The following is a 21,031-nucleotide window of genomic DNA, read 5'->3' as shown; positions in this document are numbered from 1 at the left end:
GGCGAGGCGATGTCGGTCGGCCCCACCGGCCGGAGCGGATCCACCGGCCCCGGCGCCCCGGACGGCACACCGCCGGCCGCCGCGCCCCCCGACCCCTACGGCCCGGTGCGCGCCCACGGCTACGCGAGGGTGCTGCTGACCGCGGCCCTGATCGGGTTCCCGGTCTGCCTGGTCGCGTTCGGCTTCCTCGCCGCCGTCCACGCCCTGGAACCGCTGCTCTACGACGACCTGCCGCATGCGCTGGGCCTCGCCGGCACGCCGCTGTGGTGGCCGCTGCCGATGCTCGCGGTCGCCGGGCTGCTGACCGGGCTCGCCATCCGCCACCTCCCCGGGAACGGCGGCCACGAACCGGCCGAGGGACTGGCGCTCGGCGGCCCGCCCGCGCTGTCCGCACTGCCCGGCGTCGCGCTCGCGTCCCTGGCCTCGCTCGCCTTCGGCGCGGTGCTCGGCCCGGAGGCCCCGCTGATCGCCCTGGGCGGCGGGCTGGCCGCGGCCGCCGGCCGGCTGACCAGGCGGGGGACCGACGCCCGGACGGTGGCCGCGGTGGGCGCGGCCGGCAGCTTCGCCGCGATCAGCGCGCTGCTCGGTTCGCCGCTGGTGGGCGCGTTCCTGCTGATGGAGGTCTCCGGGGTGGCCGGCCCGATGCTGGGGATGATGCTGGTGCCCGGCCTGCTCGCCTCCGGCATCGGGGCGCTGGTCTTCACCGGGCTGGGCGACTGGACCGGACTCGGGACGTACTCCCTCACGCTGCACGACGTCCCCCGGGCCGCCGAACCCACCGCCCCGGAGTTCGGCTGGGCCCTGGTCATCGGGGTGGCCGCCGCGGTCGCCGGCACCGGGGTCCGGCGGTTCGCGCTGTTCCTCAAGGGGCGGGTGGCCCGCCACCGGGTGCCGGCCACGGTGCTGATGGGGCTGGTGGTGGGCGCCCTGGCGGTGGGCTTCTCCGCGGCCACCGGCAAGCCCGCCCAGGAGCTGCTCTTCTCGGGCCAGTCGGCGCTGGGGACGCTGTTCCACGACAGCGCCGGATATTCCGTGGCGGCGCTGCTGCTGCTCCTCCTGGGCAAGGGCCTGGCGTACTGCGCGTCGCTGAGCGCCTTCCGGGGCGGGCCGATCTTCCCGGCGCTGTTCCTCGGCGGGTCCGGCGGGGTGGTGCTGTCACATCTGCCGGGCCTCTCGCTCACCCCGGCCTTCGCGATGGGCGTCGGGGCGATGGCGGTGGCCATGCTCCGGCTCCCGATGACGTCGGTGCTGATGGCGACGCTGCTGCTGGGCCGCGACGGCCTCACCGTGATGCCGCTGGTGATCGTCGCCGTCGTGGTCGGGTACGTGGTGACGCTGCGGCTCACCCCGGCGCCCGCCGCGCCCGGCCGCACCGCCGCGGCGCCGTCGGCCGCCTGACCGGGCGTCCGGTCAGCGCGGTGTGCGGCCGGTGGTCGTCCAGGTGGCCAACTGGCGCGCCGTCCAGGTGGTGATGACCCGCTCCGCCGGGACGTCGCACTCCTCCGCGCGGGCACAGCCGTAGATCTGCCAGTCCAGCTGGCCCGGTGCGTGCGCGTCGGTGTCGATGGCGAACAGCGTCCCGGCCGCCAGCGCCCGGCGCAGCAGCCGGCGCGGCGGATCGAGGCGCTCGGGGCGGCAGTTGATCTCGACCGCGGTGCGGTGCTCGGCGCAGGCCGCGAACACCTCGTCGGCGTCGAACTCCGACTCCGGACGGCCCCGGCCGGTCACCAGCCGCCCGGTGCAGTGCCCGAGGACGTCCACCAGCGGATTGCGCACCGCGGCCACCATCCGCCGGGTCATCGGCGCCCGGTCCATCCGGAGCTTGGAGTGCACCGAGGCCACCACCACGTCGAGCCGCTCCAGCAGCTCCGGTTCCTGGTCCAGGGAGCCGTCGTCGAGGATGTCGCACTCGATCCCGGTCAGCAGCCGGAACGGCGCCAGCCGCTCGTTGACCTCCGCCACCAGCTCCAGCTGTTCCCGCAGCCGTTGTGCGGACAACCCGCGGGCGACGGTGAGTCGGGGGGAGTGGTCGGTCAGCACGCACCACTCGTGGCCGAGGTCGCGGGCGGCCCGGGCCATCACCTCGACCGGGCTGCCGCCGTCCGACCAGTCGGAGTGCAGATGGCAGTCGCCGCGCAGGGCCCGCCGCAGCCGCTGCCCGCGCTCCCCCTCGACCAGCGGGGCGCCGGCTTCATCCTCCAGATGCGCCAGATAGGTGGGCCGCACGCCCGCCAGTGCCTCCTCGACCACCCGGGTGGTCTTGGGGCCCAGCCCCTTGAGGCGGACCAGCGTGCCCTGCCGCGCCCGCGCGCGCAGCTCCTCGTCCGAGAGTGCGCCGAGGGCGGCCGCGGCCCCGCGGAACGCCTGTACGCGGTAGGTCGCCGCGCCCTGCCGTTCCAGCAGGAACGCGATCCGCTCCAGCGCGTCGACGGGCTCCACGTACGGCTCCTTCCGGGTGCGCCGGTCCCGCGGCTCTTTTCACCGTGCCGCAACCGGGTACCGGCTGCCACCGGGCCCGGCCGCCGGATCGCCGTCCGGGGGCGGTACCGGCGGTAAATCGCCCATTCCCGCCGAGTCGGACGGCGTGCCGTTATGCGGTTATGTCCGTTCTCGGGGCGGTCGATCCGATTCCATGGGAATGCTGTACGGATAGTGCCGAAGAATCCGTGCAAGACGTTGAATGGGTGCGATGCCATCCCGGTAACTCCGGGTAAATCGGGCGTGGTCAATGCCTGCGCACCATTCGGCGGAGGGTTCCGGAGGTGCTCGCCGGAGTTCTGTCGGCGCCCGTCGACCGGTGCCGTAAAAACTGTGTGTCTTCAAGGGATCTGCACACCGATTGCGCAGCCGGCACGCCCCCTCCCTTTGTTATTCCCGGCGCTGACCTGCACGTAAGCGGTTTGATACGGGAATGTCCCGTTCGTCTGACGGACCTTCAACAACCGAGGCGAACGCAAACCGCAGAAGTTGTGAAGAAGCTGCCACCACTTCATGGACGCGCGTCCACGTCAGGTAATGGAGAGGTTCGAAGCGGTCCGGATCGGCCGTAGTCCGATTCGCAGCACAACCCGCCTGCATGCTTTGATCCTTCGCACTGCGGGAGTTACCCAGAGGTCTCGATTTCGGGGCCTTCGGCGACTGCCGTCGTGGCCGGACCGCCCTTCCGGACGGCGCCGCCGCAGCTATTGAGATATGCATCCGAAAGGAATCATCATGCGCGAGATTCAGACCCAGGAAATCGCCGACAGCGAGCTCGACAACGTGGCCGGTGGCCTCGTCGGCAGCCTGGCCGGCACCGCCACCTCCGCCCTCGACGGCGCCACGGGCCTCAACGTCGGCGGCACCCTCGGCACCGCCACCGGCACCGTCGAGGGTCTGACCGGCGTCAACACCGGCCAGGTCACGGGCCTCGTCGCCGGTCTCTAAAGACCAATGGCAGGTCGGCGTCCCCTCCTTGCCGACATGCCGCCCGGCTGCCCCGGAACCGCCAGGCCTTCGCCGGGTTCCGGGGCACCCGGCTGCCGTCCACCGGACCGGCCACCGTACGCTCGGTCCCACCGCGGCGGCGGAGCGAGAGCCCGTTTCCGTGGTGTCCTGACAGTCCTTTGCAGTTGAGGGAAAGAGTGTCGTGCAGTTCCGTCAACAGGCCCTTTCCAAGCTGCAGTCGCCGGAGGAAATCGATCTGCCGGTGCGCTTCGCCCGGCCACAGGGACTGCTCGTCCTGATCGTCACGGTCCTCAGCGTGCTCGCCGCCGCCGTATGGGCGGTGACCGGCACCGTCTCCTCCACCCTCACCGCCCCCGGGATCCTCACCCACGGCCAGGGCAGCTACGTCCTGCAGAGCCCCGTCGCGGGCCAGGTCACCGCCGTACTCGCCCAGGAAGGGCAGCGGGTGGCCGCGGGCGCCCCGGTCCTCAAGGTCCGCACCGCACAGGGCACCGCCGTCGTCCGCGCGATCGCCGCCGGCCGGCTGACCACGATGGTCGCCACCATCGGCTCGGTCGTCACCACGGGCGCGGACGTGGCCTCCGTCGAACGCGTGGCACACGCCCGGGACCCCCTGACGGCGACGCTGTACGTACCGGCCGAGAACGGCGCCACCGTCCCCGTCGGCGCCTCCGTCGACCTCACCGTCCAGTCCGTGCCGAACCAGCAGTACGGCGTGCTGCGCGGCCGGGTCAAGGCCGTCGGCCGGACCGCCCAGACCCGCCAGCGGATCGGCGCCTACCTGGGCAGCAGCCAGCTCGGCGAGCAGTTCTCGAAGACCGGCCCGCCGGTCGCCGTCCTGGTACAGCTCGACCGTGCCCCCCGGAACAGGTCCGGCTACGCCTGGTCGACCTCCGACGGCCCGCCCTACGCCGTCGACTCCATGACGCTGGCCAGCGGCGCCGTCCACCTCGCCGCGCAGCACCCGATCGATTGGCTGCTGCCGTGACCGCATCCCAGGACTCCGCACCCCCGCAGGACCGGCTGCCGCCGCCCGGCCGCCGCCGGCACCGCACCGAACCCGCGCCCGCCGCCCGACGCCGGCGCGCCGCCCCGCCCGCGCCCCCCAAGAAGGTCAAGGCCGTCCGCACCCCCACCGTCCTCCAGATGGAGGCCGTGGAATGCGGCGCCGCCTCCCTGGCGATGGTGCTCGCCCACCACGGCCGGCACGTCCCCCTGGAAGAACTCCGGATCGCCTGCGGCGTCTCCCGCGACGGCTCCCGCGCCAGCAACCTGCTCAAGGCCGCCCGCAGTTACGGACTGCAGGCCAAGGGCATGCAGATGGAAACCGCCGCGCTCGCCGAGGTCCAGGGCCCGGCCATCCTCTTCTGGGAGTTCAACCACTACGTCGTCTACGACGGCATGGGCCGCCGGATGGGCCGCCGCGGCGTGCACATCAACGACCCCGACAAGGGCCGCCGCTTCGTGCCCATGGAGGACTTCGACACCAGCTTCACCGGCGTCGCCCTGGTCTTCGAACCGTCCGAGTCCTTCCGCAAGGGCGGCCGCAAGCCCGGCGTCCTCGGCGCCGTGCCCGCCCGGATGCGCGGCACCACCGGCACCCTGCTCGCCGCGCTCCTCGCCAGCCTGCTGCTGGTCGCGGTCGGCGCCGCGGTGCCCGCGCTCAGCCGCACGTACATCGACATGTTCCTGATCGGCAAGCAGACCTCGCTGCTGGGGCCGCTCTTCGCGTCGATGGCCGCGATGGTCGCGCTCACCGCCGTCCTCACCGGACTGCAACAGGCCAACCTGCTGCGCGGCCGGATCATCTCCTCGACCCTCACCAGCGCCCGCTTCCTGCGCCATCTGCTCCGCCTCCCGGTCACCTTCTTCGCCCAGCGCAGCCCGGCCGACCTGGTCCAACGGCTGCAGTCCAACGACGCGGTCGCCGAAACCCTCGCCCGGGACCTCGCCGCCGCCGGCGTGGACGGGATCGTCGTCGTCCTCTACGCCGTGCTGCTGTGGACCTACGACCCCCAGCTCACCGTCATCGGCGTCGGCATCGCCCTGCTCAACGTCGTCGCCATGCGGATCGTGATCCGGCTGCGCGCCACCCACACCGCGAAACTCCGCGCCGACACCGCCCGCCTCACCAACACCGCCTACACCGGCCTGCAGCTCATCGAGACCATGAAGGCCACCGGCGGGGAGAACGGCTACTTCCGCCGCTGGGCCGGCCAGCACGCCGCCACCCTGGAGGAACAGCAGCGGCTCGGCGTCCCCAGCGCCTGGCTGGCCGTCGTCGCGCCCACCCTCGCCACCCTCAACAGCGCCCTGATCCTGTGGATCGGCGGACTGCGGGCCGTCGAGGGCCATATCTCCATCGGTCTGCTGGTCGCCTTCCAGGCGCTGGTCACCCGCTTCACCGCGCCCATCACCCGGCTCAACGGCGTCGCCGGCCGCATCCAGGACTTCGCCGCCGACGTGGCCCGCCTCAAGGACGTCGAGTCCTTCCCCGCCGACACCCTCTACACCCGGCCCGGCTCGGAGGGCGACACCCGCCGGCTCAAGGGCCATGTGACGCTGGAGAACATCACCTTCGGCTACAGCCTGCTGGACAAACCACTGCTCACCGGCTTCTCACTGGCCGTCGGACCGGGCCGTCAGGTCGCCCTGGTCGGCGGCTCCGGCAGCGGCAAGTCCACCGTCTCCCGGCTGATCTCCGGCCTCTACAGCCCCTGGGAAGGCACCATCCGCATCGACGGACACCGCCTGGAGGACCTCTCCCGCAGCACGCTCGCCGCCTCCGTCTCCTTCGTCGACCAGGACGTCTTCCTCTTCGAGGGAACGGTCCGGGACAACGTGGCCCTGTGGGACCCGTCCATCCCCGACGACGCGGTCATCGCCGCCCTCAAGGACGCCGCCCTCTACGACGACGTCATCGCCCGCCGCCCGGACGGCATATACACCCGGGTCGACCAGGACGGCCGCAACTTCTCCGGCGGGCAGCGACAGCGCCTGGAGATCGCCCGCGCCCTGGTCCGGCGCCCCAGCATCCTGGTCCTCGACGAGGTCACCAGCGCCCTGGACGCGCAGACCGAACAGATCATCATGGACAATCTGCGGCGGCGCGGCTGTGCCTGCGTCGTCATCGCCCACCGGCTCAGCACCGTCCGCGACAGCGACGAGATCGTCGTCCTCGACCACGGTGTGGTCGTCGAACGCGGCCGCCACGAGGACCTGGTCGCCGCCGGAGGCGCGTACGCCGAGCTGGTCAAGGAGCACTGAGGTGTCAGCCCTGCCCCCGTTCCCGCACGCGGGACCCGGCGAGACCGATGCGGTGACGCAGGCCCTGGGCGGCCTCGGCGCGCCCGTCGACTGCGCCGGACTGCGCAGCCTCCCCCTCGAAGGGCCGCACGTGCTGTGGCTGGTCACCGCCGGAGCGCTCGACCTGTTCGCGGTCGACGCCGCGGCCGAGGGCCACTGGCACTTCCTGGGCCGGCTCGAACCCGGCGCCCTGCTCCTCGGCCCGGTCGACGGCCCCCAGCACACCCTGCTCGGCCGCCCCTCGCAGGACTGCGCGGTGCGCCGCATCCCCCTGCGCGAGCTGCCCCGCTGGGAGTACGGCGGATACGGCGAGCAGACCGACACCGGTGCCCAGCCCCTGTACGGCGCCCCCGGCGGCTACGGCCACCAGGCGGCGTACGGCCCGCTGGAGCACGCCTTCGCGCTGGGCACCGCCCGCAGCCTGGGCATGCTCTTCGAGGCCCCGCTGGACGGCCGGCCCGGCGACGACGCGGTGGCCGACGACGACGTCCTGTGGATGCCGGTCCCGCCCGGCAGCGTCCAGTACGGCGCCTCCTACAGCGCGGAAGCCGCCGCCGACCTGCTCGTCGACCCCGAACTGTGGCAGCGGATGGTCAATCAGCAGTACCGGCTGCTGTCCGCCGTCGACCGCTGGATCGAGCAGCTGGAGCGCGCCCACGAGGACCGTACGGCGGCCGGCATCAAGGCCGGCGAGGCGGTCCGCGAACGCGCCGACCAGGCGCTGCTGGCCTCCATCGGCCGCCAGGACCGGGCCGGCCGGGGCGGCGGCACGGACCGGGCCGGCGACGACACCACCTTCGCGGTCTGCCGCACCGTCGCCGAGGCCGCCGGTATCACCCTCACCGAGCCCTCCAGGGGCGGCGCCGTCAACGACCGCCTCACCCCCGTGGAACGGATCGCGGTCAGCTCCCGGATCCGCACCCGCGCGGTCCGCCTCACCGGCACCTGGTGGCGGACCGACTCCGGCCCCCTGGTCGGCCACCGCGCCAAGTCCGGCGCCCCCGTGGCACTGCTGTGGCGCCGCGGCCGCTACGAGGCGGTCAACCCCGTCTCCGGCCTGCGGCTGCGGATCGGCAAGGACAACGCCGACGAGTTCGAGGCCCGCGCCGTCATGTTCTACCGCCCGCTGCCCGAGCGGCCGATGAACATGTGGCGGCTGATGCGCTTCAGCCTGCGCGGCACCCGCACCGACGTCCGCAACCTGGCCCTCAGCGGCCTGGTCACGGTCGCCCTCGGCGCCCTCGTCCCGATCGCCACCGGCAAGGTCCTCGGGGTGTACGTCCCGGCCGCCGACAAGAACCTGATCGTGCAGGTCGCGCTGGCCGTCATCATCAGCAGCGTGGTCGCCGCCGCCTTCATGCTGCTGCAGAGCCTCACCGTGCTGCGCATGGAGGGCCGAATAGAGAGCGCGCTGCAACCGGCCGTCTGGGACCGGCTGTTGCGGCTGCCCACCAAGTTCTTCACCGAACGCTCCACCGGCGAACTCGCCAGCGCCGCGATGGGCATCAGCGCCATCCGCCGGGTGCTGTCCGGCATCGGCCCGGTGGCCGTGCAGTCCCTCACCATCGGCGCGATGAACTTCGTCCTGCTCCTCGTCTACAGCGTGCCGCTGGCGCTCGCCGCGCTCGGCATGCTGCTCGTCATCGGGGCGGTCTTCCTCACCATGGGCCTGTGGGAGCTGCGCTGGCAGCGGCGGCTGATCAAGCTGAGCAACAAGCTCAACAACCAGGCGTTCCAGACCCTGCGCGGACTGCCCAAGCTGCGGGTCGCCGCGGCCGAGAGCTTCGCCTACGCCGCCTGGGCCCGGGAGTTCGCCCGGTCCCGGGAGCTCCAGCAGAAGGCCGGCCGGATCAAGAACCTCACCACCGTCCTCAACGCCGTCTACCTGCCGCTGTGCTCGCTGGCCCTCTTCATGCTGCTGGCCGGCCCGGCCCGCGGCACCATGTCGGCCGGCTCGTTCCTCACCTTCAACACCTCGGTCACCATGCTGCTGACCTCGGTCACCCAGATCACCGGCGCCTTCGTCTCGGCCGCCGCCGCGCTGCCGATGTTCGAACAGATCAAGCCGGTTCTGGACGAGGCACCGGAGGTGCGCGGCGCCAGCGCCCAGCCCGGCACCCTCACCGGCGCCCTCGAGGCCAAGAAGCTCTCCTTCCGCTACACCGACGACGGCCCACTGGTCCTCGACGACATCTCCCTCCAGATCCGCCCCGGCGAATTCGTCGCCGTCGTCGGCCCCAGCGGCTGCGGCAAGTCCACCCTGCTGCGGCTGCTGATCGGCTTCGACAAACCCACCTCCGGCAGCGTCCTCTACGACGGCCAGGACCTCGCCGCCCTGGACCAGGCAGCGGTCCGCCGCCAGTGCGGCGTCGTCCTGCAGAACGCCCAGCCGCTCACCGGCTCCCTCCTCGACTGCATCTGCGGCGCCGAGTCCTTCACCCAGGAGGAGGCCTGGGCCGCCGCCGAGATGGCCGGTCTGGCCGAGGACATCAAACGGATGCCGATGGGCCTGCACACCATGATCTCCGGCGGCGGCGCCATCTCCGGCGGCCAGCGCCAGCGCCTGATGATCGCCCAGGCCCTGGTCCGGCGGCCGCGGATCCTCTTCTTCGACGAGGCCACCAGCGCCCTGGACAACGAGACCCAGCGGATCGTCATCGACAGCACCCGCAAGCTCAGCGCCAGCCGGCTGGTGATCGCCCACCGGCTCTCCACCGTCATGGACGCCGACCGGGTGATCGTCATGGCGGACGGCCGGATCGTCGAGCAGGGCGCCCCGGCGGAACTCCTCGCCGACACCGGCGGCCGGCTGCACGACCTGGTACGTCGTCAGCTCACCTGACCGCGCCGCCCGCCCGGGACGGCCGCACCGCCGGACGAGCCGTTCCCGGCATCCCCGCCGTCCAGCGCATATCGTGCGAAAACGGCGGACGGAGGATGAGATGGCCACGGCGCGAAGCCTGTTCGACGCGATGCCCCCCGAGCAGCGGCGACTGCTGACCGAGCTGGCCCGCGAGGTGACGCTGCCCCGCGCCACCCGGCTCTTCGAGGAGGGCCGGCGGGCGGACCGGTTCTGGATCATCCGCAGCGGGCAGGTCGCGCTCGACCAGCACGTACCCGGCCGCCGGTCGGCCGTCGTGGAAACCCTCGGCCGGGACGAACTGCTCGGCTGGTCCTGGCTGTTCCCGCCCTACCTGTGGCACCTGGGCGCGCAGACCGTCGGCCCGGTGGAGGCGGTCGAGTTCGACGCCCGGGCGGTCCGCGAGCTGTGCGACCGCGACCCGGTCCTCGGCCGCGCGGTGTACCGCTACGTCGCCGAGACCGTCGCCCAGCGCCTGCACGGCACCCGCAACCGGCTCCTCGACCTCTACGGCCCCCAGGGCAGCGGCTTCGACGACTGAACGGCCCGGGCCGGGCGAGCACCATCCCACCGCGAAAGCCACCCACCGCGAAACCACCCACCGCGAAACCACCCACCGCGAAACCACCCACCGCGAAACCACCCACCGCGAAAAGCCCCCGCCGCCCGGAACCGCACCCCCGGACCGGCCGACTACCTGTGCCGGGCCGTGTCCACGGCCCCCCGGCCGGGCGGACCGGCCGCGGAAGCGTAGGGGAGAAGCACCATGCGTCCTGGGAAGTTGTGCGGTCTGGCCGTCGTCGTGGCACTGACCGCCACCGCGTGCGCCGGCGGGGGAGCGGACACCGGCGGGGACGCCACCGGCCGCGGCGGCGCCGGATTCCCGGTACGGATCGCCGACTGCAAGGGCGCGAAGACCACCTTCACCGCCCCGCCGCGCCGCATCGTCACCAGCAACGCCGCCGCCCTGGAGATGCTGCTCCGGCTGGGCGCCGGCGACCGCGTCATCGGCACCGGCTTCCCCCCGGGCAAGGGCACCCTGCCCGCCGCCCTCGACGCCCGCGCCCGCAAGGTGCCCGTCCTCGGCAAGCACCTCATCCCCAAGGAAAAACTGCTCGGCTCCGGAGCCGACGTCTACCTCGACACCTTCGCCTCGATGGGCCACATGGGCGGTGCCGGGGACGCGCCCACCGACGACGAGTTCGCGGCGGCCGGCATCAAGCACCTCTACCTCGCCTCCACCGCCTGCGCCCCGATGGCGAAGCAGCCGCAGCGGGACCTCTCCGCGGTGGAGGGCGACATCCGGCGACTCGGCGCGGTCACCGGTACGGCCGACCGGGCCAAGCAGCTCATCGCGGGCATGCGGGCCAAGGTCGCCGCCGTGCACCAGGCCGTCGGCGCCGTCCCCGAGCGACAGCGGCCGACGTACTTCTTCTTCGACTACGACGCCGGCACCAAGCAGCCCCTCGCGGTCTGCCGCAAGCAGGTCGCCAACGCCGTCCTCACCCAGGCCGGCGCGCGCAACGTCTTCGCCGGCTGCGACGGCGACTTCCGGCCCGTCTCCTGGGAGGACGTGGTCGCCAAGGACCCGGACTGGATCCAGCTCGGCGTGCGCAACCGGGGCGACGCCGCGGCCAACGCCCGCGCCTTCGACGACGCGGCGGCGTTCCTGAAGAGCTTCCCCGCCACCAAGGGACTGACCGCGGTGAAGAAGGGGCACTTCCTGCGGATCGGTTCGGAACGGACGACGATCGCCGGGGTCGGCACCGCCGACACGGTCGAGGAGATCGCGCACACCCTCTACCCCGCACGGTTCCAGGGGGCCCGCCGGTGACCACCGCCCTCACCGACGCCCCCGAAGAGGCGGAAGCGGACGACCCGACGGCGCACCGGCCCCCGCGCGCCGGGCTGCTCGCCCTCGTCCTGGGCGCCGCGCTGCTGGCGGCCCTGACCGCCGCGGTCTCCGTCGGCACCACCGCCATCCCGCCCGCGGAGGTCTGGTCGGTGGTGCTGCGACGACTGGCCGGCGCACCGCCCCGGCCGGGCACCGACGACCTCATCGTCTGGCAACTCCGCGTTCCCCGCGCCCTGTTGGCCGCCCTGGTGGGCGCCGGCCTGGGACTCGTGGGCACCGCGACCCAGGCGCTGGTCCGCAACCCGTTGGCCGACCCGTACCTGCTGGGCATCTCCAACGGCGCCTCGCTCGGCGCGGTCGCCGCGATCGTGCTGGGCGCGAGCACCGGCGGACTGCTCGGGCTGGGGCTGTCCGCGGCCGCCTTCACCGGCGCCCTGGCCGCCTTCGCGCTGGTGTGGTGCCTGGCCCGGCGCGGCGGCGGATTCGCGCCGCTGCGGCTGGTACTGGCCGGGGTGGGCATCGGCCAGTTCCTCTCCGGGTTCACCAGCTACCTGGTCCTCCAGGCCGGCGACGAACAGCAGACCCGCAGCGTGCTGTTCTGGCTGATGGGCAGCCTGAGCGGGGCCACCTGGAGCCTGCTGGGGCCGCCGCTGCTCGCCGTCGGGGCCGGACTGCTGGCCCTCCAGGCCCGGGCCCGCGCCATGAACGCCCTGCTCATGGGCGACGAGACCGCCGCCGGCGTGGGGGTGCCGGTGACCCGGCTGCGCCGCGAGCTGTTCGTGGTCATCAGCCTGCTGACCGGCGTCCTGGTCGCGGTCTCCGGCGCGGTCGCCTTCGTCGGCCTGATGGTGCCGCACCTGTGCCGGCTGGTCATCGGCGGCGACCACCGCCGGCTGCTGCCGCTGTCCGCGCTGACCGGGGCGCTGCTGCTGGTCGTGGTGGACCTGGTGTGCCGTACGGCCATGGACACCCAGGAACTGCCCGTCGGGGTGGTCACCGCGCTGATCGGGGCGCCCGCCCTGCTGTTCGTGCTGGACCGGCGGACGGCGGCCGGCCGGTGAACGTCGCGATCGAGGACCTGCACGTCGGCTACGCGGGCCGCAACGTCGTCGCCGGGGTGCATCTGATGGCCGCCTCCGGTGAGATCGCCGGGCTCGTCGGCCCCAACGGCAGCGGCAAGTCCACCGTCCTTCGGACCGTCTACCGCCATCTGCGCCCCACCGCCGGACGCGTCCTGCTGGCCGGCACCGACCTGCGCACGCTGCCGCCCGGCCGGACCGCACGACAGGTCGCCGCGCTGCCCCAGGAACGCGGCAGCGACTTCGAACTGACCGTGCGCGAGGTCGTGATGATGGGCCGGACGCCCTACAAACGGGCCTTCGCCGGAGACGACCGCGAGGACCGGGAACGGGTGGCCGGCGCGCTGGCCGCCGTCGGGCTCGCCGGTCATGAGGCCCGCAGGTTCTCCGCCCTCTCCGGCGGTGAACGTCAACGCGCCCTGCTCGCCCGGGCGTTCGCCCAGGACCCCGAGGTGCTGGTGCTGGACGAGCCCACCAACCACCTCGACATCCGCCACCAGGTCGAACTGCTCACCCTGCTGCGCGACCGCCGCCGCACCACGCTGATCTCGCTGCACGACCTCAACGCCGCCGCCTCCCTCTGCGACCGGCTGCACGTCCTGCACGGCGACCGGCTGGTGGCCTCCGGCACCCCGCGCGAGGTGCTCACCCCGGACCTGCTGGCCGAGGTCTTCGGCGTCCGCGCCGCGGTGACCGAACACCCCCTCACCGGCGACCCGTTGATCGCCTACGACCACCGCGCACCGCTGCCCGCGGAATGCGGCTGACGGGCGAGGACACGGTGGCGAGGCAAGGCGCCCGACCGGGGGAGGGCGGCCACCGGCCGCCCTCCCCTCCGCTCACCCCGCCGCCACGAAGTGGCTCGGCCGGCCGTCCCGCAGCACCAGCCGCCCGAGCCGCTCGGCCTCCGCCCGGTGCCGCAACTCCCGCCTGCCGTCCGGGTGTTGCAGCACGCACGAGTGCCAGGGCGTCAGCCAGACGTCCGGCGCCGCCAGCAGCCGGATCCCGAACTTCGCCGCACCGAGCGGCTGCGGATGGATCGAGAGCCGGACCGCCCCCGGATGGTGGCGGGCGACCAGCTCGCCCCAGGCGCTGCTGCGCCGCATCACCCCGTACGCGCGCCGGCGGCAGTCGCGCTGCAGCGCCGAACGGGTGCCGGCGAACGCGGCGGTGTCCTCGAACAGGAACCGGGTGATGCCCTGGTACAGCCGGCGGGTCGGCTCGTGGGTGCGGGTCCGGGCGCGCAGTGCCTCCAGCGTGGGGGCGTGCCGTTCGTCGACCAGCGCCCGCCGCGCGTCGTACGACAGCCCGGGTCCGTACACCGCCCGCAGGTCGAACACCGCCAGCCGGGTCAGCCCCTCGGCGCGGATCAGGGCGCGCAGCGCGTCACCGTAGGCGTCGACGGTGCGGTCGGGGACGTGGATGAGGTCGCTGAAGACATGCCCGTCCGAGCAGATGACCACCCGTGCGCCGGGCGGGTGGACGGCCTCGATCCGGGCACAGAGCGCGTCCAGGAAGCGCAGGGCCAGCCGCTCGCCCTCGTCGGGCAGCGGGCCGAGCACCTTGGCCGGGTTCGGCGACTTGCAGGGGAAACCCGGGAGCGTGAACACGATCGGCTCACCCGCCGCCACGGGACCCATGAGCTGCCGCAGCTGATCGGGGAACGCGTCCGGCCCGCCCCCGCCCACGGCGTCCAGCGTCCGCCGGTACGGCAGGAGGACGGCGAGCACCGCCGCGCACACCGCCCCGGGGTCGCCGGGCGGCGGGACGGCGGCGGGACGGTCGGGCAGCAGCCGGTCGGGCAGCAGACGGTCGGGACGGGTCAGCACGCGGCGGCCGCCCCGTCCGTGGCGCGCCCCGCGGTGAACGGGCAGCCGCCCCCGGAGGCCGGCCCGCCGGCGTCCCCGCCGGCTCCGTACGCCACCGGCAGCCGGTCGACGCCCCGCGCCAACACCGCCGGTATCCAGGTGAGTTGGTCGTCCGGTTCGGCGAGCCGGAGTCCGGGGAGCCGTCGGAGCAGCGTCTCCAGGGCGATCCGGAGTTCGGTCCGGGCGAGCGCGGCACCGGGGCAGAAATGGATGCCGTGGCCGAAGGCCAGATGAGGGTTGGGGGAGCGGCCGAGGTCGAGCCGGTCGGCGTCGGCGAACCGGCGCGGATCCCGGTTCGCCGCACACAGCGACACGATGACCGAGTCGCCGGCCGGCACCCGGGTCCCGTGCAGATCGGCGTCCTCGGCGAAGAACCGCCAGGTCGTCAGCTCGAAGGCGCTGTCGTACCGCAGCAGTTCCTCGACCGCGCGCGGCAGCAGCTCCGGACGCGCGGCCAGCTCCGCGAGCTGCCGCGGGTGGCGCAGCAGGGCGACCAGGGCCGTGGTGATCTGGTTCGTGACCGGTTCCTGGCCGGCCACCAGCAGCTGGAAGATCATCGAATCCAGCTCCGCCGGCTCGATCCGGCCGTCGTCGCACGCGGCCACCAGCCGGGACAGCAGATCCGCGCCCCGCTCCCGGCGCTTGTGGTCGACCAGAGCGGCGATGTACCGCTGCAGGCCGCGCAGCCGCGCCTCGTACACCGGCCGGCCCGGATCCGTCGGCCCCACCGGCTGGACCACCTTCCCCCAGTCCCGGTCGAAGCGGTCCGCGAACTCCTCCGGCAGACCGATGACTTCGGCGAGCACCTGGAAGGGGAAGCGGGCCGCGAAGGTCTCCACGAGGTCCGTGGTGCCGCTCTCCGGCAGCCCGTCGAGCAGCGCCTCGGCCCGCTCCTGGAAGCGGGGCCGGAGCGCCTCGACGCGCGACGGGGCGAAGGCGTCGGTGAGGAGCCGGCGCAGCGCGGTGTGCCGGGGCGGGTCCTGGTGCAGCAGATGCACCTGGAGCTGGGAGTGCTGCGGCTCGGGCATGATCGAGGCGCGGGCCCGCCAGGCCGCGTTGCCCCGGGAGTGGTGCTTGCCCAACCGCGGGTCGGTCAGCGCCTGATGGGCCGCGTCGTACCCGGTGACGAGCCAGGCGCACACCCCGCTGGGGAACCGCACCCGGTGCACCGGGCCGCGCGCCCGCAGCTCGGTGTAGAGCGGATACGGATCTCGGGTGTGGGCGGCCCCGTAGAGCTCCACGGGTTCGGGCAATCTGGACATGGGTGTTCCTCCACGGCACTGACCGGTGACCGCCGTGCGCGAACGGCACGGCGTGGGAGAGGTCGGGCGCCGAGCGCGTCGAGTTCCCGCCGTACGCCGACGAATCCGGCGGAAGCGGGAGCGACGCGGCCAACGGGGTGACGAACGGCGTTGCGGGCAAACCCAGTTAGTCGGCCGGTGACGCCACCGGGTTCCGCTGCCGGACCGGGATGTACCTCACGCGCCAAAAGCCCCCCGATCGGCCGCCGCACCCCGCTTCCACCTGCCACGATGACGCGATGTCCCGTTCTCCGGCCGACCGCAGTCGGCCCCCGTACCGCACCACCGCCGCCCGTCTGCTGCCCGCCCGGTCGGTGCTCGGATTCATCGCCCTGCTGGCCGTCCTCTTCGCGCTGTCCTACGCGGCCGGTACGGCGGCCGGCCCGGTCGCCCCGGGGCTGCACCCGGCCGGCGGCACCCGCGGCGACGACCACGCGCCCGCCGACGGCGGGGACATGGGCGGCATGCCCGGCATGGGCGCCCCCGCGCCCCGCCCGCTCGTCGTGGGGGCACCGCGATGACCGCCCGTACGACCACCCTCACCATCGGCGGGATGACCTGCGCCGCCTGCGTGGGCCGGGTCGAGCGGAAACTCGGCCGGCTGGACGGCGTCGCGGCCTCGGTCAACCTGGCGACCGGCCGGGCCACCGTGCAGCACCCCGACGCGGTGTCCGTCGACGACCTCATCACCACCGTCGAGGCGGCCGGCTTCACCGCCCGGCTCCCCGCACCGGAGGTGCCTCAACTCCGAGAGACGAAGATCGAGTCGGCGACACCGGACGAGGACGGTCGCAGCGGCCGCCACCGGCTGCTGGTCACCGCCCTGCTCTCGCTGCCCGTCCTGGTCCTGTCGATGGTGCCCGGCTGGCAGTTCCGCCACTGGCAGTGGCTGTGCTTCGCGCTCGCCGCCCCGGTCGCCGTATGGGGCGCCGCCCCCTTCCACACCCGAGCGCTGCGCGGACTGCGGCACGGGGCCGCGACCATGGACACCCTGGTCTCGCTCGGCGTCACCGCGTCCTTCGGCTGGTCGGCGTGGGCGCTGTTCCTCGGCGGGGCGGGCGCGCCCGGCATGACGATGCCCTTCGGCCTGCTGCCCACCGCGGGCGACGGCAGTGCGCACCTCTACCTCGAAGCCGCCGTCGGCGTACCGCTGTTCGTGCTGGCCGGGCGGCACCTGGAGGCCAGGGCCCGGCACGGCACCGGCGCCGCGCTGCGGGCGCTGGCCGAACTCGCCGCCAAGGACGTCGCCGTACGGGTGGCGGGGGAGGAGCGGCGCATCCCGGTGGAGCGGCTGCGGGCCGGCGACCACTTCCTGGTCCGGCCCGGGGAACGGGTCGCCACCGACGGCACCGTCGTCACCGGCAGTTCCGCCCTGGACCTGTCCCTGATCACCGGCGAGAGCCGCCCGGTCGAGGTCGGCCCGGGCTCGGCGGCGGTCGGCGGCGCGGTCAACTCCGGCGGGCTGCTGGAGGTACGGGCCGACGCGGTCGGCGCCGACACCCAGCTCGCCCGGATCACCCGGCTCGTCGAGGACGCCCAGACCGGCAAGACCCGGATCCAGCGGCTGGCCGACGCGGTGGCCGCGGTCTTCGTCCCCGCGGTGCTGACCGTCTCCGTCACCGTCCTGGGCTTCTGGCTCGGCGCCGGGGCCGACCCCGAGGCCGCGGTCACCGCCGCGGTCGCCGTCCTCGTCGTCGCCTGCCCGTGCGCGCTGGGGCTGGCCACCCCGACCGCCCTGCTGGCCGCCACCGGCCGCGGCGCCCAGCTCGGCATCCTGGTCCGCGGCCCGCAGGCACTGGAACGCCTGCGCCGGATCGACACCGTCGTCCTCGACAAGACCGGCACCCTCACCACCGGCCGGATGGCCGTCACCGCCGTCACCGCCCGCACCGGAGGCCTCGGCCCGGACACCGCGCTGCGCCTGGCGGCCGGTGTCGAACAGGGCTCGGAACACCCGCTGGCCCGCGCCGTCACCACCTGCGCCCGCGACCGCGACCCCGGCCAACTCCTGCCCCCCGTCGGCGACTTCACCGCCCTGCCCGGCCACGGCGTACGGGGCACCACGGACGGGCACCGCGTGGAGGCCGCCCGGCCCGGCGACCCCGCCGCGTTGCCGGCCCCCCTCCCGGACGCGGTACGCGACGCCGAAACCGCCGGCCACACCGCCGTCCTGGTCACCGTCGACGGCACCCCCGAGGCCGTCCTCGCGGTCGGCGACGCACTGCGCCCGGACAGCTACCGCGCCGTCGACCACCTGCGCCGGCTGGGCCTGCGCCCGGTCCTGGCCACCGGCGACCGCGCCGCCACCGCCCGCGCGGTCGCCGGCCACCTCGCCATCACCGAACTGCACGCCGACGTACACCCCGAGGACAAGGCCGCCCTCGTCACCACCCTCCAACAGCAGGGCGCCCGGGTCGCGGTGGTCGGCGACGGCGTCAACGACGCGGCCGCCCTGGCACTGGCCGACCTCGGCATCGCCATGGGCAGCGGCTCCGACGCCGCGATCGGCGCCGCCGACGTCACCCTCGTCCGCGAGGACCTGCAGGCCGTCGCCGACGCGGTACGCCTGGCCCGGCGCACCCTGGGCACCATCCGCACCAACCTCGTCTGGGCCTTCGGCTACAACCTGGTCACCGTGCCGCTCGCCGCCGTCGGCCTGCTCAACCCGATGCTCGCGGCCGCCGCGATGTCCGCCAGCTCCCTGCTCGTCGTCGGCAACAGCCTCCGGCTGCGCGCCTGGCGGCCCGGCGGCGGACCGGCCCGGCCGGGCCGCGGCACCGGCCGCCGCACCACCACCGCACACCGGGAGACCGCATGACACGGCTGCCCGCGGCCACCGTCGCCGTACCGCTGCTCACCTGCCTGGCGACGCTCGGCGCGCTCACCGCCTGGACGGCGGCGGGCCGGGCCGGCACCCCGGCCCGGATGGAGATCACCGGCGGCCGGGTGCTGGTCCCGTCCGGCCCCGAGGCCACCGCCGCGTTCCTCACCGTCCGCAACACCGGCGGCGCGGACGACGTGCTGACCGGCGTCACCGGCCCCGACGGGCACCGGGCCATGCTCGGCCGCTCCGTCGACATCGGGCACAACGCCCGCAGCATGGCCATGGTTTCCACCGCGGCCGTCCCGGCCGGCGGCGCCCTGCGGATGACGCCGACCACCCTGGACATCATGATCAGCCCGCCGCCGCGGCTCGCGCCCGGCGACCGGCTCACCCTCACCCTGCACTTCCGCGACAGCCCCCCACGGACCGTACGGGCCACCGCCGTACGCCCCGGGGAAGCCCTCCCCACCGGGGGCCCGGGGACCGGCCGCGCCCGTCCCTGAGCCCCCTCGCGCTGGCGGGCGCGGCCCGGCCGTCAGGACACCGCGCCCGCGAGCGCACAGTCGGCCGGCTCCGGCCGCTCCGCCTCCGCCAGCAGCGCCACCAGCGTCTCCCGGGCCCGCGCCACCCGGGACCGTACGGTCCCGACCGGGCAGCCCATCACGCCGGCGGCCGCCGCATACGGCAGCCCCAGCACCTGGGTGAGCAGGAACGCCTCCCGCCGCTCCGGCGCCAGCGCCGCCAGCAGCCCGGTCAGCGCGATGCCCTCGTCGAAGCCGGGCACCCCGCGCGGCTGCATCCGCTCCGCCGCCGCCTGCCAGTCGTCGGTCGCGGCCAGCCGCGGCCGCACCGCATGCGACCGGAACCGGTCCGCCACCACCCGCCGGGCGATGGTCAGCAGCCAGGTCCGGGCCGACGACCGGCCCTCGAACCGCGGCAGACTGCGCAGCGCCCGCACATAGGTGTCCTGCACCAGGTCGTCGGTGGCCTGCGGATCACCGCTGAGATGCGTCACATAGCGCCGCACATCGAGCTGGGTGGCCCGGACGAACTGCTCCACGGCCCGCTCGTCGCCGGTCCGGGCGGCCAGCGCCCAGCCGGTCACCGCCTCGTCATCCCGCATTCCGCGACCGCCCCTCGCCGCCGGTCCGCGCTTCGGAGAGGATGGCGGTATGCACTGCGCACGCCTCCGTACGGCCCTCTCCGCCCGTCTCGACGGGGAGGAGCTGCCACCCGGCCTGACGCCACGTCTGCTCGACGGCCATCTCGCCGGCTGCGCCGACTGCCGGCGCTGGCAGGCGCAGGCCCGGGCACTGTCGGCGCGGGTCGCGCGGGCGAGCGCGGAGGGCGGGGACGATCCGACGTCCGTCGAGGCACTGCTCGCCGGGCTGCGGTCGCGGCCGGTACGGCCGGGCGGGACCGCACGCGCCCATGGGGAGGAGGCCGGTGGGGCCGCACGCGCCCGTGGGGAGGAGGCCGGTGGGGCCGTACGCGCCCATAGGGAGGGGCCCACCGGAGGTACGGCCGCGGGCTGAGGCCGCCTGGGCGCCCCGCGCGCCGGCCGCGGACACGGGCGGCGTCGCCACCGGCATCCGGACACGATTCATCATCTGGAGTCCTTCGCATGACCCGGTCCCGCACACGGCGGTGACCGGTGATGTCGGAGCGGGGCGTGGGCGCCCGGCGCCCGTCCCCGGCTCGGGAATTCGACCGTGCTGTCAGCGGACAGCCGGCCCATGCGGCGGACCCCGCAACGACATCGCGTGGGCCAGCAGGAGTTCGCGCACCGCCCGGCGCGGCTCCTGACGCGCGGCGCGTTGGGCGGGCGGCGCGTCGGGCAGGACGATCCGCAGCACCGGCGCCAGCGGCGCGAACAGCCGGGCCGACACGCTCCGTACGAGACGGAAGGCGGCCCGCTCACCGCCCCACAGCCACCAGGCGCTGAGCAGCGCGACGAGGAGGTGGGCCGCCAGCATGCCGGCCGCACTGCCGTGCGCCGCACCGCCGGGAGGCGCCATTCCCGCCATGCCCGGCATCCCTGCCGTGCCCGGCACGCCGGCCATGTCGTGTGTCCCGTCCGGCATCCCGGGCATCGCGGCCATCTGGCGGTGCATCAGCCGCATCATCTCCGCGGCATCGCCACCGGAGGCCGGCAGTTCGCCGGCGCCGCACAGCAAGCTGTCCGCCCACTGCCGGACCAGCGGCAGCTGCCCCCCGCCGGAACGGGCCATCGCCTGGCCGAGGGAGAAGGCGCTGTGCAGGGCGGTCTGGGTGCCTACGGTCAGCAGGCCGACGAGCAGTGGCCCGCGTTCCCGGCCCGCGACGCACCAGGCGCCGGCCGTGGTGGCCGCGCCGGCGCCGAGCAGCATCCACCAGGGCACCGCCGTACCGGACATCACCGAGTGACCCAGCGCGGCGAGCAGCACACAGACCACGGCGAACACCGCGGCCCGAAGCCCCCTGAGTACCTGCCCCGCAACCATGACGGGCC

18 protein-coding genes are annotated in these 21,031 nt (G+C 74.4%); 13 read left to right on the top strand and 5 right to left on the bottom strand.

What is annotated here, in order from left to right:
* Nucleotides 1-9 precede the first annotated feature (9 nt).
* Nucleotides 10-1,398 carry a chloride channel protein gene (locus ACFV1J_RS22505; protein WP_385860664.1) on the top strand — a complete coding sequence of 463 codons (1,389 nt, stop codon included), beginning with the start codon at nucleotides 10-12 and terminating at the stop codon, nucleotides 1,396-1,398.
* A gap of 12 nt (nucleotides 1,399-1,410) precedes the next feature.
* Here ACFV1J_RS22505 and ACFV1J_RS22500 read toward each other — a convergent pair whose 3' ends face one another.
* Nucleotides 1,411-2,439, bottom strand: coding sequence for a PHP domain-containing protein (locus tag ACFV1J_RS22500; RefSeq protein WP_385860663.1), 1,029 nt, complete (start codon nucleotides 2,437-2,439; stop codon nucleotides 1,411-1,413).
* 774 nt (nucleotides 2,440-3,213) lie between these two features.
* Between ACFV1J_RS22500 and ACFV1J_RS22495 the strand changes: the two genes are divergently transcribed.
* From ACFV1J_RS22495 to ACFV1J_RS22460, 8 genes are all read left to right on the top strand, one after another.
* The gene (locus ACFV1J_RS22495; RefSeq protein WP_385860662.1) at nucleotides 3,214-3,426 is read left to right on the top strand and encodes a type A2 lantipeptide; all 213 of its coding nucleotides are present in this window, start codon (nucleotides 3,214-3,216) and stop codon (nucleotides 3,424-3,426) included.
* Nucleotides 3,427-3,628: 202 nt separating this feature from the next.
* Nucleotides 3,629-4,435 (top strand): HlyD family efflux transporter periplasmic adaptor subunit, encoded by an 807-nt coding sequence (locus tag ACFV1J_RS22490; protein WP_385860661.1) that lies wholly within the window; start codon nucleotides 3,629-3,631, stop codon nucleotides 4,433-4,435.
* Complete coding sequence (locus tag ACFV1J_RS22485; protein WP_385860660.1) at nucleotides 4,432-6,714, top strand: NHLP family bacteriocin export ABC transporter peptidase/permease/ATPase subunit; 2,283 nt, start codon at nucleotides 4,432-4,434, stop codon at nucleotides 6,712-6,714. Before ACFV1J_RS22490 ends, ACFV1J_RS22485 begins: the two co-directional genes overlap by 4 nt.
* 1 nt (nucleotide 6,715) lies before the next feature.
* Nucleotides 6,716-9,595 (top strand): NHLP bacteriocin export ABC transporter permease/ATPase subunit, encoded by a 2,880-nt coding sequence (locus ACFV1J_RS22480; protein ID WP_385860659.1) that lies wholly within the window; start codon nucleotides 6,716-6,718, stop codon nucleotides 9,593-9,595.
* 100 nt (nucleotides 9,596-9,695) lie between these two features.
* Nucleotides 9,696-10,154, top strand: coding sequence for a Crp/Fnr family transcriptional regulator (locus tag ACFV1J_RS22475; RefSeq protein ID WP_385860658.1), 459 nt, complete (start codon nucleotides 9,696-9,698; stop codon nucleotides 10,152-10,154).
* Between the two features lie 225 nt (nucleotides 10,155-10,379).
* Nucleotides 10,380-11,447 carry an ABC transporter substrate-binding protein gene (locus ACFV1J_RS22470; RefSeq protein WP_385860657.1) on the top strand — a complete coding sequence of 356 codons (1,068 nt, stop codon included), beginning with the start codon at nucleotides 10,380-10,382 and terminating at the stop codon, nucleotides 11,445-11,447.
* Between the two features lie 74 nt (nucleotides 11,448-11,521).
* Nucleotides 11,522-12,529 (top strand): FecCD family ABC transporter permease, encoded by a 1,008-nt coding sequence (locus ACFV1J_RS22465; RefSeq protein ID WP_385860714.1) that lies wholly within the window; start codon nucleotides 11,522-11,524, stop codon nucleotides 12,527-12,529.
* Nucleotides 12,526-13,314 (top strand): ABC transporter ATP-binding protein, encoded by a 789-nt coding sequence (locus tag ACFV1J_RS22460; protein WP_385860656.1) that lies wholly within the window; start codon nucleotides 12,526-12,528, stop codon nucleotides 13,312-13,314. The genes ACFV1J_RS22465 and ACFV1J_RS22460 overlap by 4 nt, the downstream gene beginning before the upstream one ends.
* Before the next feature lie 72 nt (nucleotides 13,315-13,386).
* Here the strand turns inward: ACFV1J_RS22460 and ACFV1J_RS22455 are convergent, their stop codons facing one another.
* Complete coding sequence (locus ACFV1J_RS22455) at nucleotides 13,387-14,337, bottom strand: L-tyrosine/L-tryptophan isonitrile synthase family protein (protein ID WP_385860713.1); 951 nt, start codon at nucleotides 14,335-14,337, stop codon at nucleotides 13,387-13,389.
* 32 nt (nucleotides 14,338-14,369) lie between these two features.
* Complete coding sequence (locus ACFV1J_RS22450) at nucleotides 14,370-15,677, bottom strand: cytochrome P450 (RefSeq protein ID WP_385860655.1); 1,308 nt, start codon at nucleotides 15,675-15,677, stop codon at nucleotides 14,370-14,372.
* A 278-nt stretch (nucleotides 15,678-15,955) separates the two neighbouring features.
* On the opposite strand from ACFV1J_RS22450, the gene ACFV1J_RS22445 reads away from it, so the two are divergent.
* From ACFV1J_RS22445 to ACFV1J_RS22435, 3 genes are read left to right on the top strand one after another with little or no spacing between them, the layout of a single operon-like run.
* Nucleotides 15,956-16,237 carry a hypothetical protein gene (locus tag ACFV1J_RS22445; protein WP_385860654.1) on the top strand — a complete coding sequence of 94 codons (282 nt, stop codon included), beginning with the start codon at nucleotides 15,956-15,958 and terminating at the stop codon, nucleotides 16,235-16,237.
* Nucleotides 16,234-18,534, top strand: coding sequence for a heavy metal translocating P-type ATPase (locus ACFV1J_RS22440; RefSeq protein WP_385860653.1), 2,301 nt, complete (start codon nucleotides 16,234-16,236; stop codon nucleotides 18,532-18,534). Before ACFV1J_RS22445 ends, ACFV1J_RS22440 begins: the two co-directional genes overlap by 4 nt.
* Nucleotides 18,531-19,043: a copper chaperone PCu(A)C gene (locus tag ACFV1J_RS22435; protein WP_385860652.1), complete on the top strand. Its 513-nt coding sequence runs from the start codon at nucleotides 18,531-18,533 to the stop codon at nucleotides 19,041-19,043. The genes ACFV1J_RS22440 and ACFV1J_RS22435 overlap by 4 nt, the downstream gene beginning before the upstream one ends.
* A 32-nt stretch (nucleotides 19,044-19,075) precedes the next feature.
* Here the strand turns inward: ACFV1J_RS22435 and ACFV1J_RS22430 are convergent, their stop codons facing one another.
* On the bottom strand, nucleotides 19,076-19,663 hold the full coding sequence (locus tag ACFV1J_RS22430) for a sigma-70 family RNA polymerase sigma factor (RefSeq protein WP_385860651.1): 588 nt from the start codon (nucleotides 19,661-19,663) through the stop codon (nucleotides 19,076-19,078).
* A 49-nt stretch (nucleotides 19,664-19,712) separates the two neighbouring features.
* Between ACFV1J_RS22430 and ACFV1J_RS22425 the strand changes: the two genes are divergently transcribed.
* Nucleotides 19,713-20,075 carry a zf-HC2 domain-containing protein gene (locus ACFV1J_RS22425; RefSeq protein ID WP_385860650.1) on the top strand — a complete coding sequence of 121 codons (363 nt, stop codon included), beginning with the start codon at nucleotides 19,713-19,715 and terminating at the stop codon, nucleotides 20,073-20,075.
* 183 nt (nucleotides 20,076-20,258) lie between these two features.
* On the opposite strand, the gene ACFV1J_RS22420 is transcribed toward ACFV1J_RS22425, so the two are convergent.
* Nucleotides 20,259-21,023: a PE-PGRS family protein gene (locus ACFV1J_RS22420; protein WP_385860649.1), complete on the bottom strand. Its 765-nt coding sequence runs from the start codon at nucleotides 21,021-21,023 to the stop codon at nucleotides 20,259-20,261.
* Between the last annotated feature and the right edge of the window lie 8 nt (nucleotides 21,024-21,031).

The sequence above is a fragment of the Streptomyces sp. NPDC059649 genome (assembly GCF_042734445.1).
Taxonomy (GTDB): Bacteria; Actinomycetota; Actinomycetes; order Streptomycetales; family Streptomycetaceae; genus Streptomyces.
Note: the sequence above shows the minus strand (reverse complement) of the source record. Positions and strands in the feature narration are given on the sequence as shown.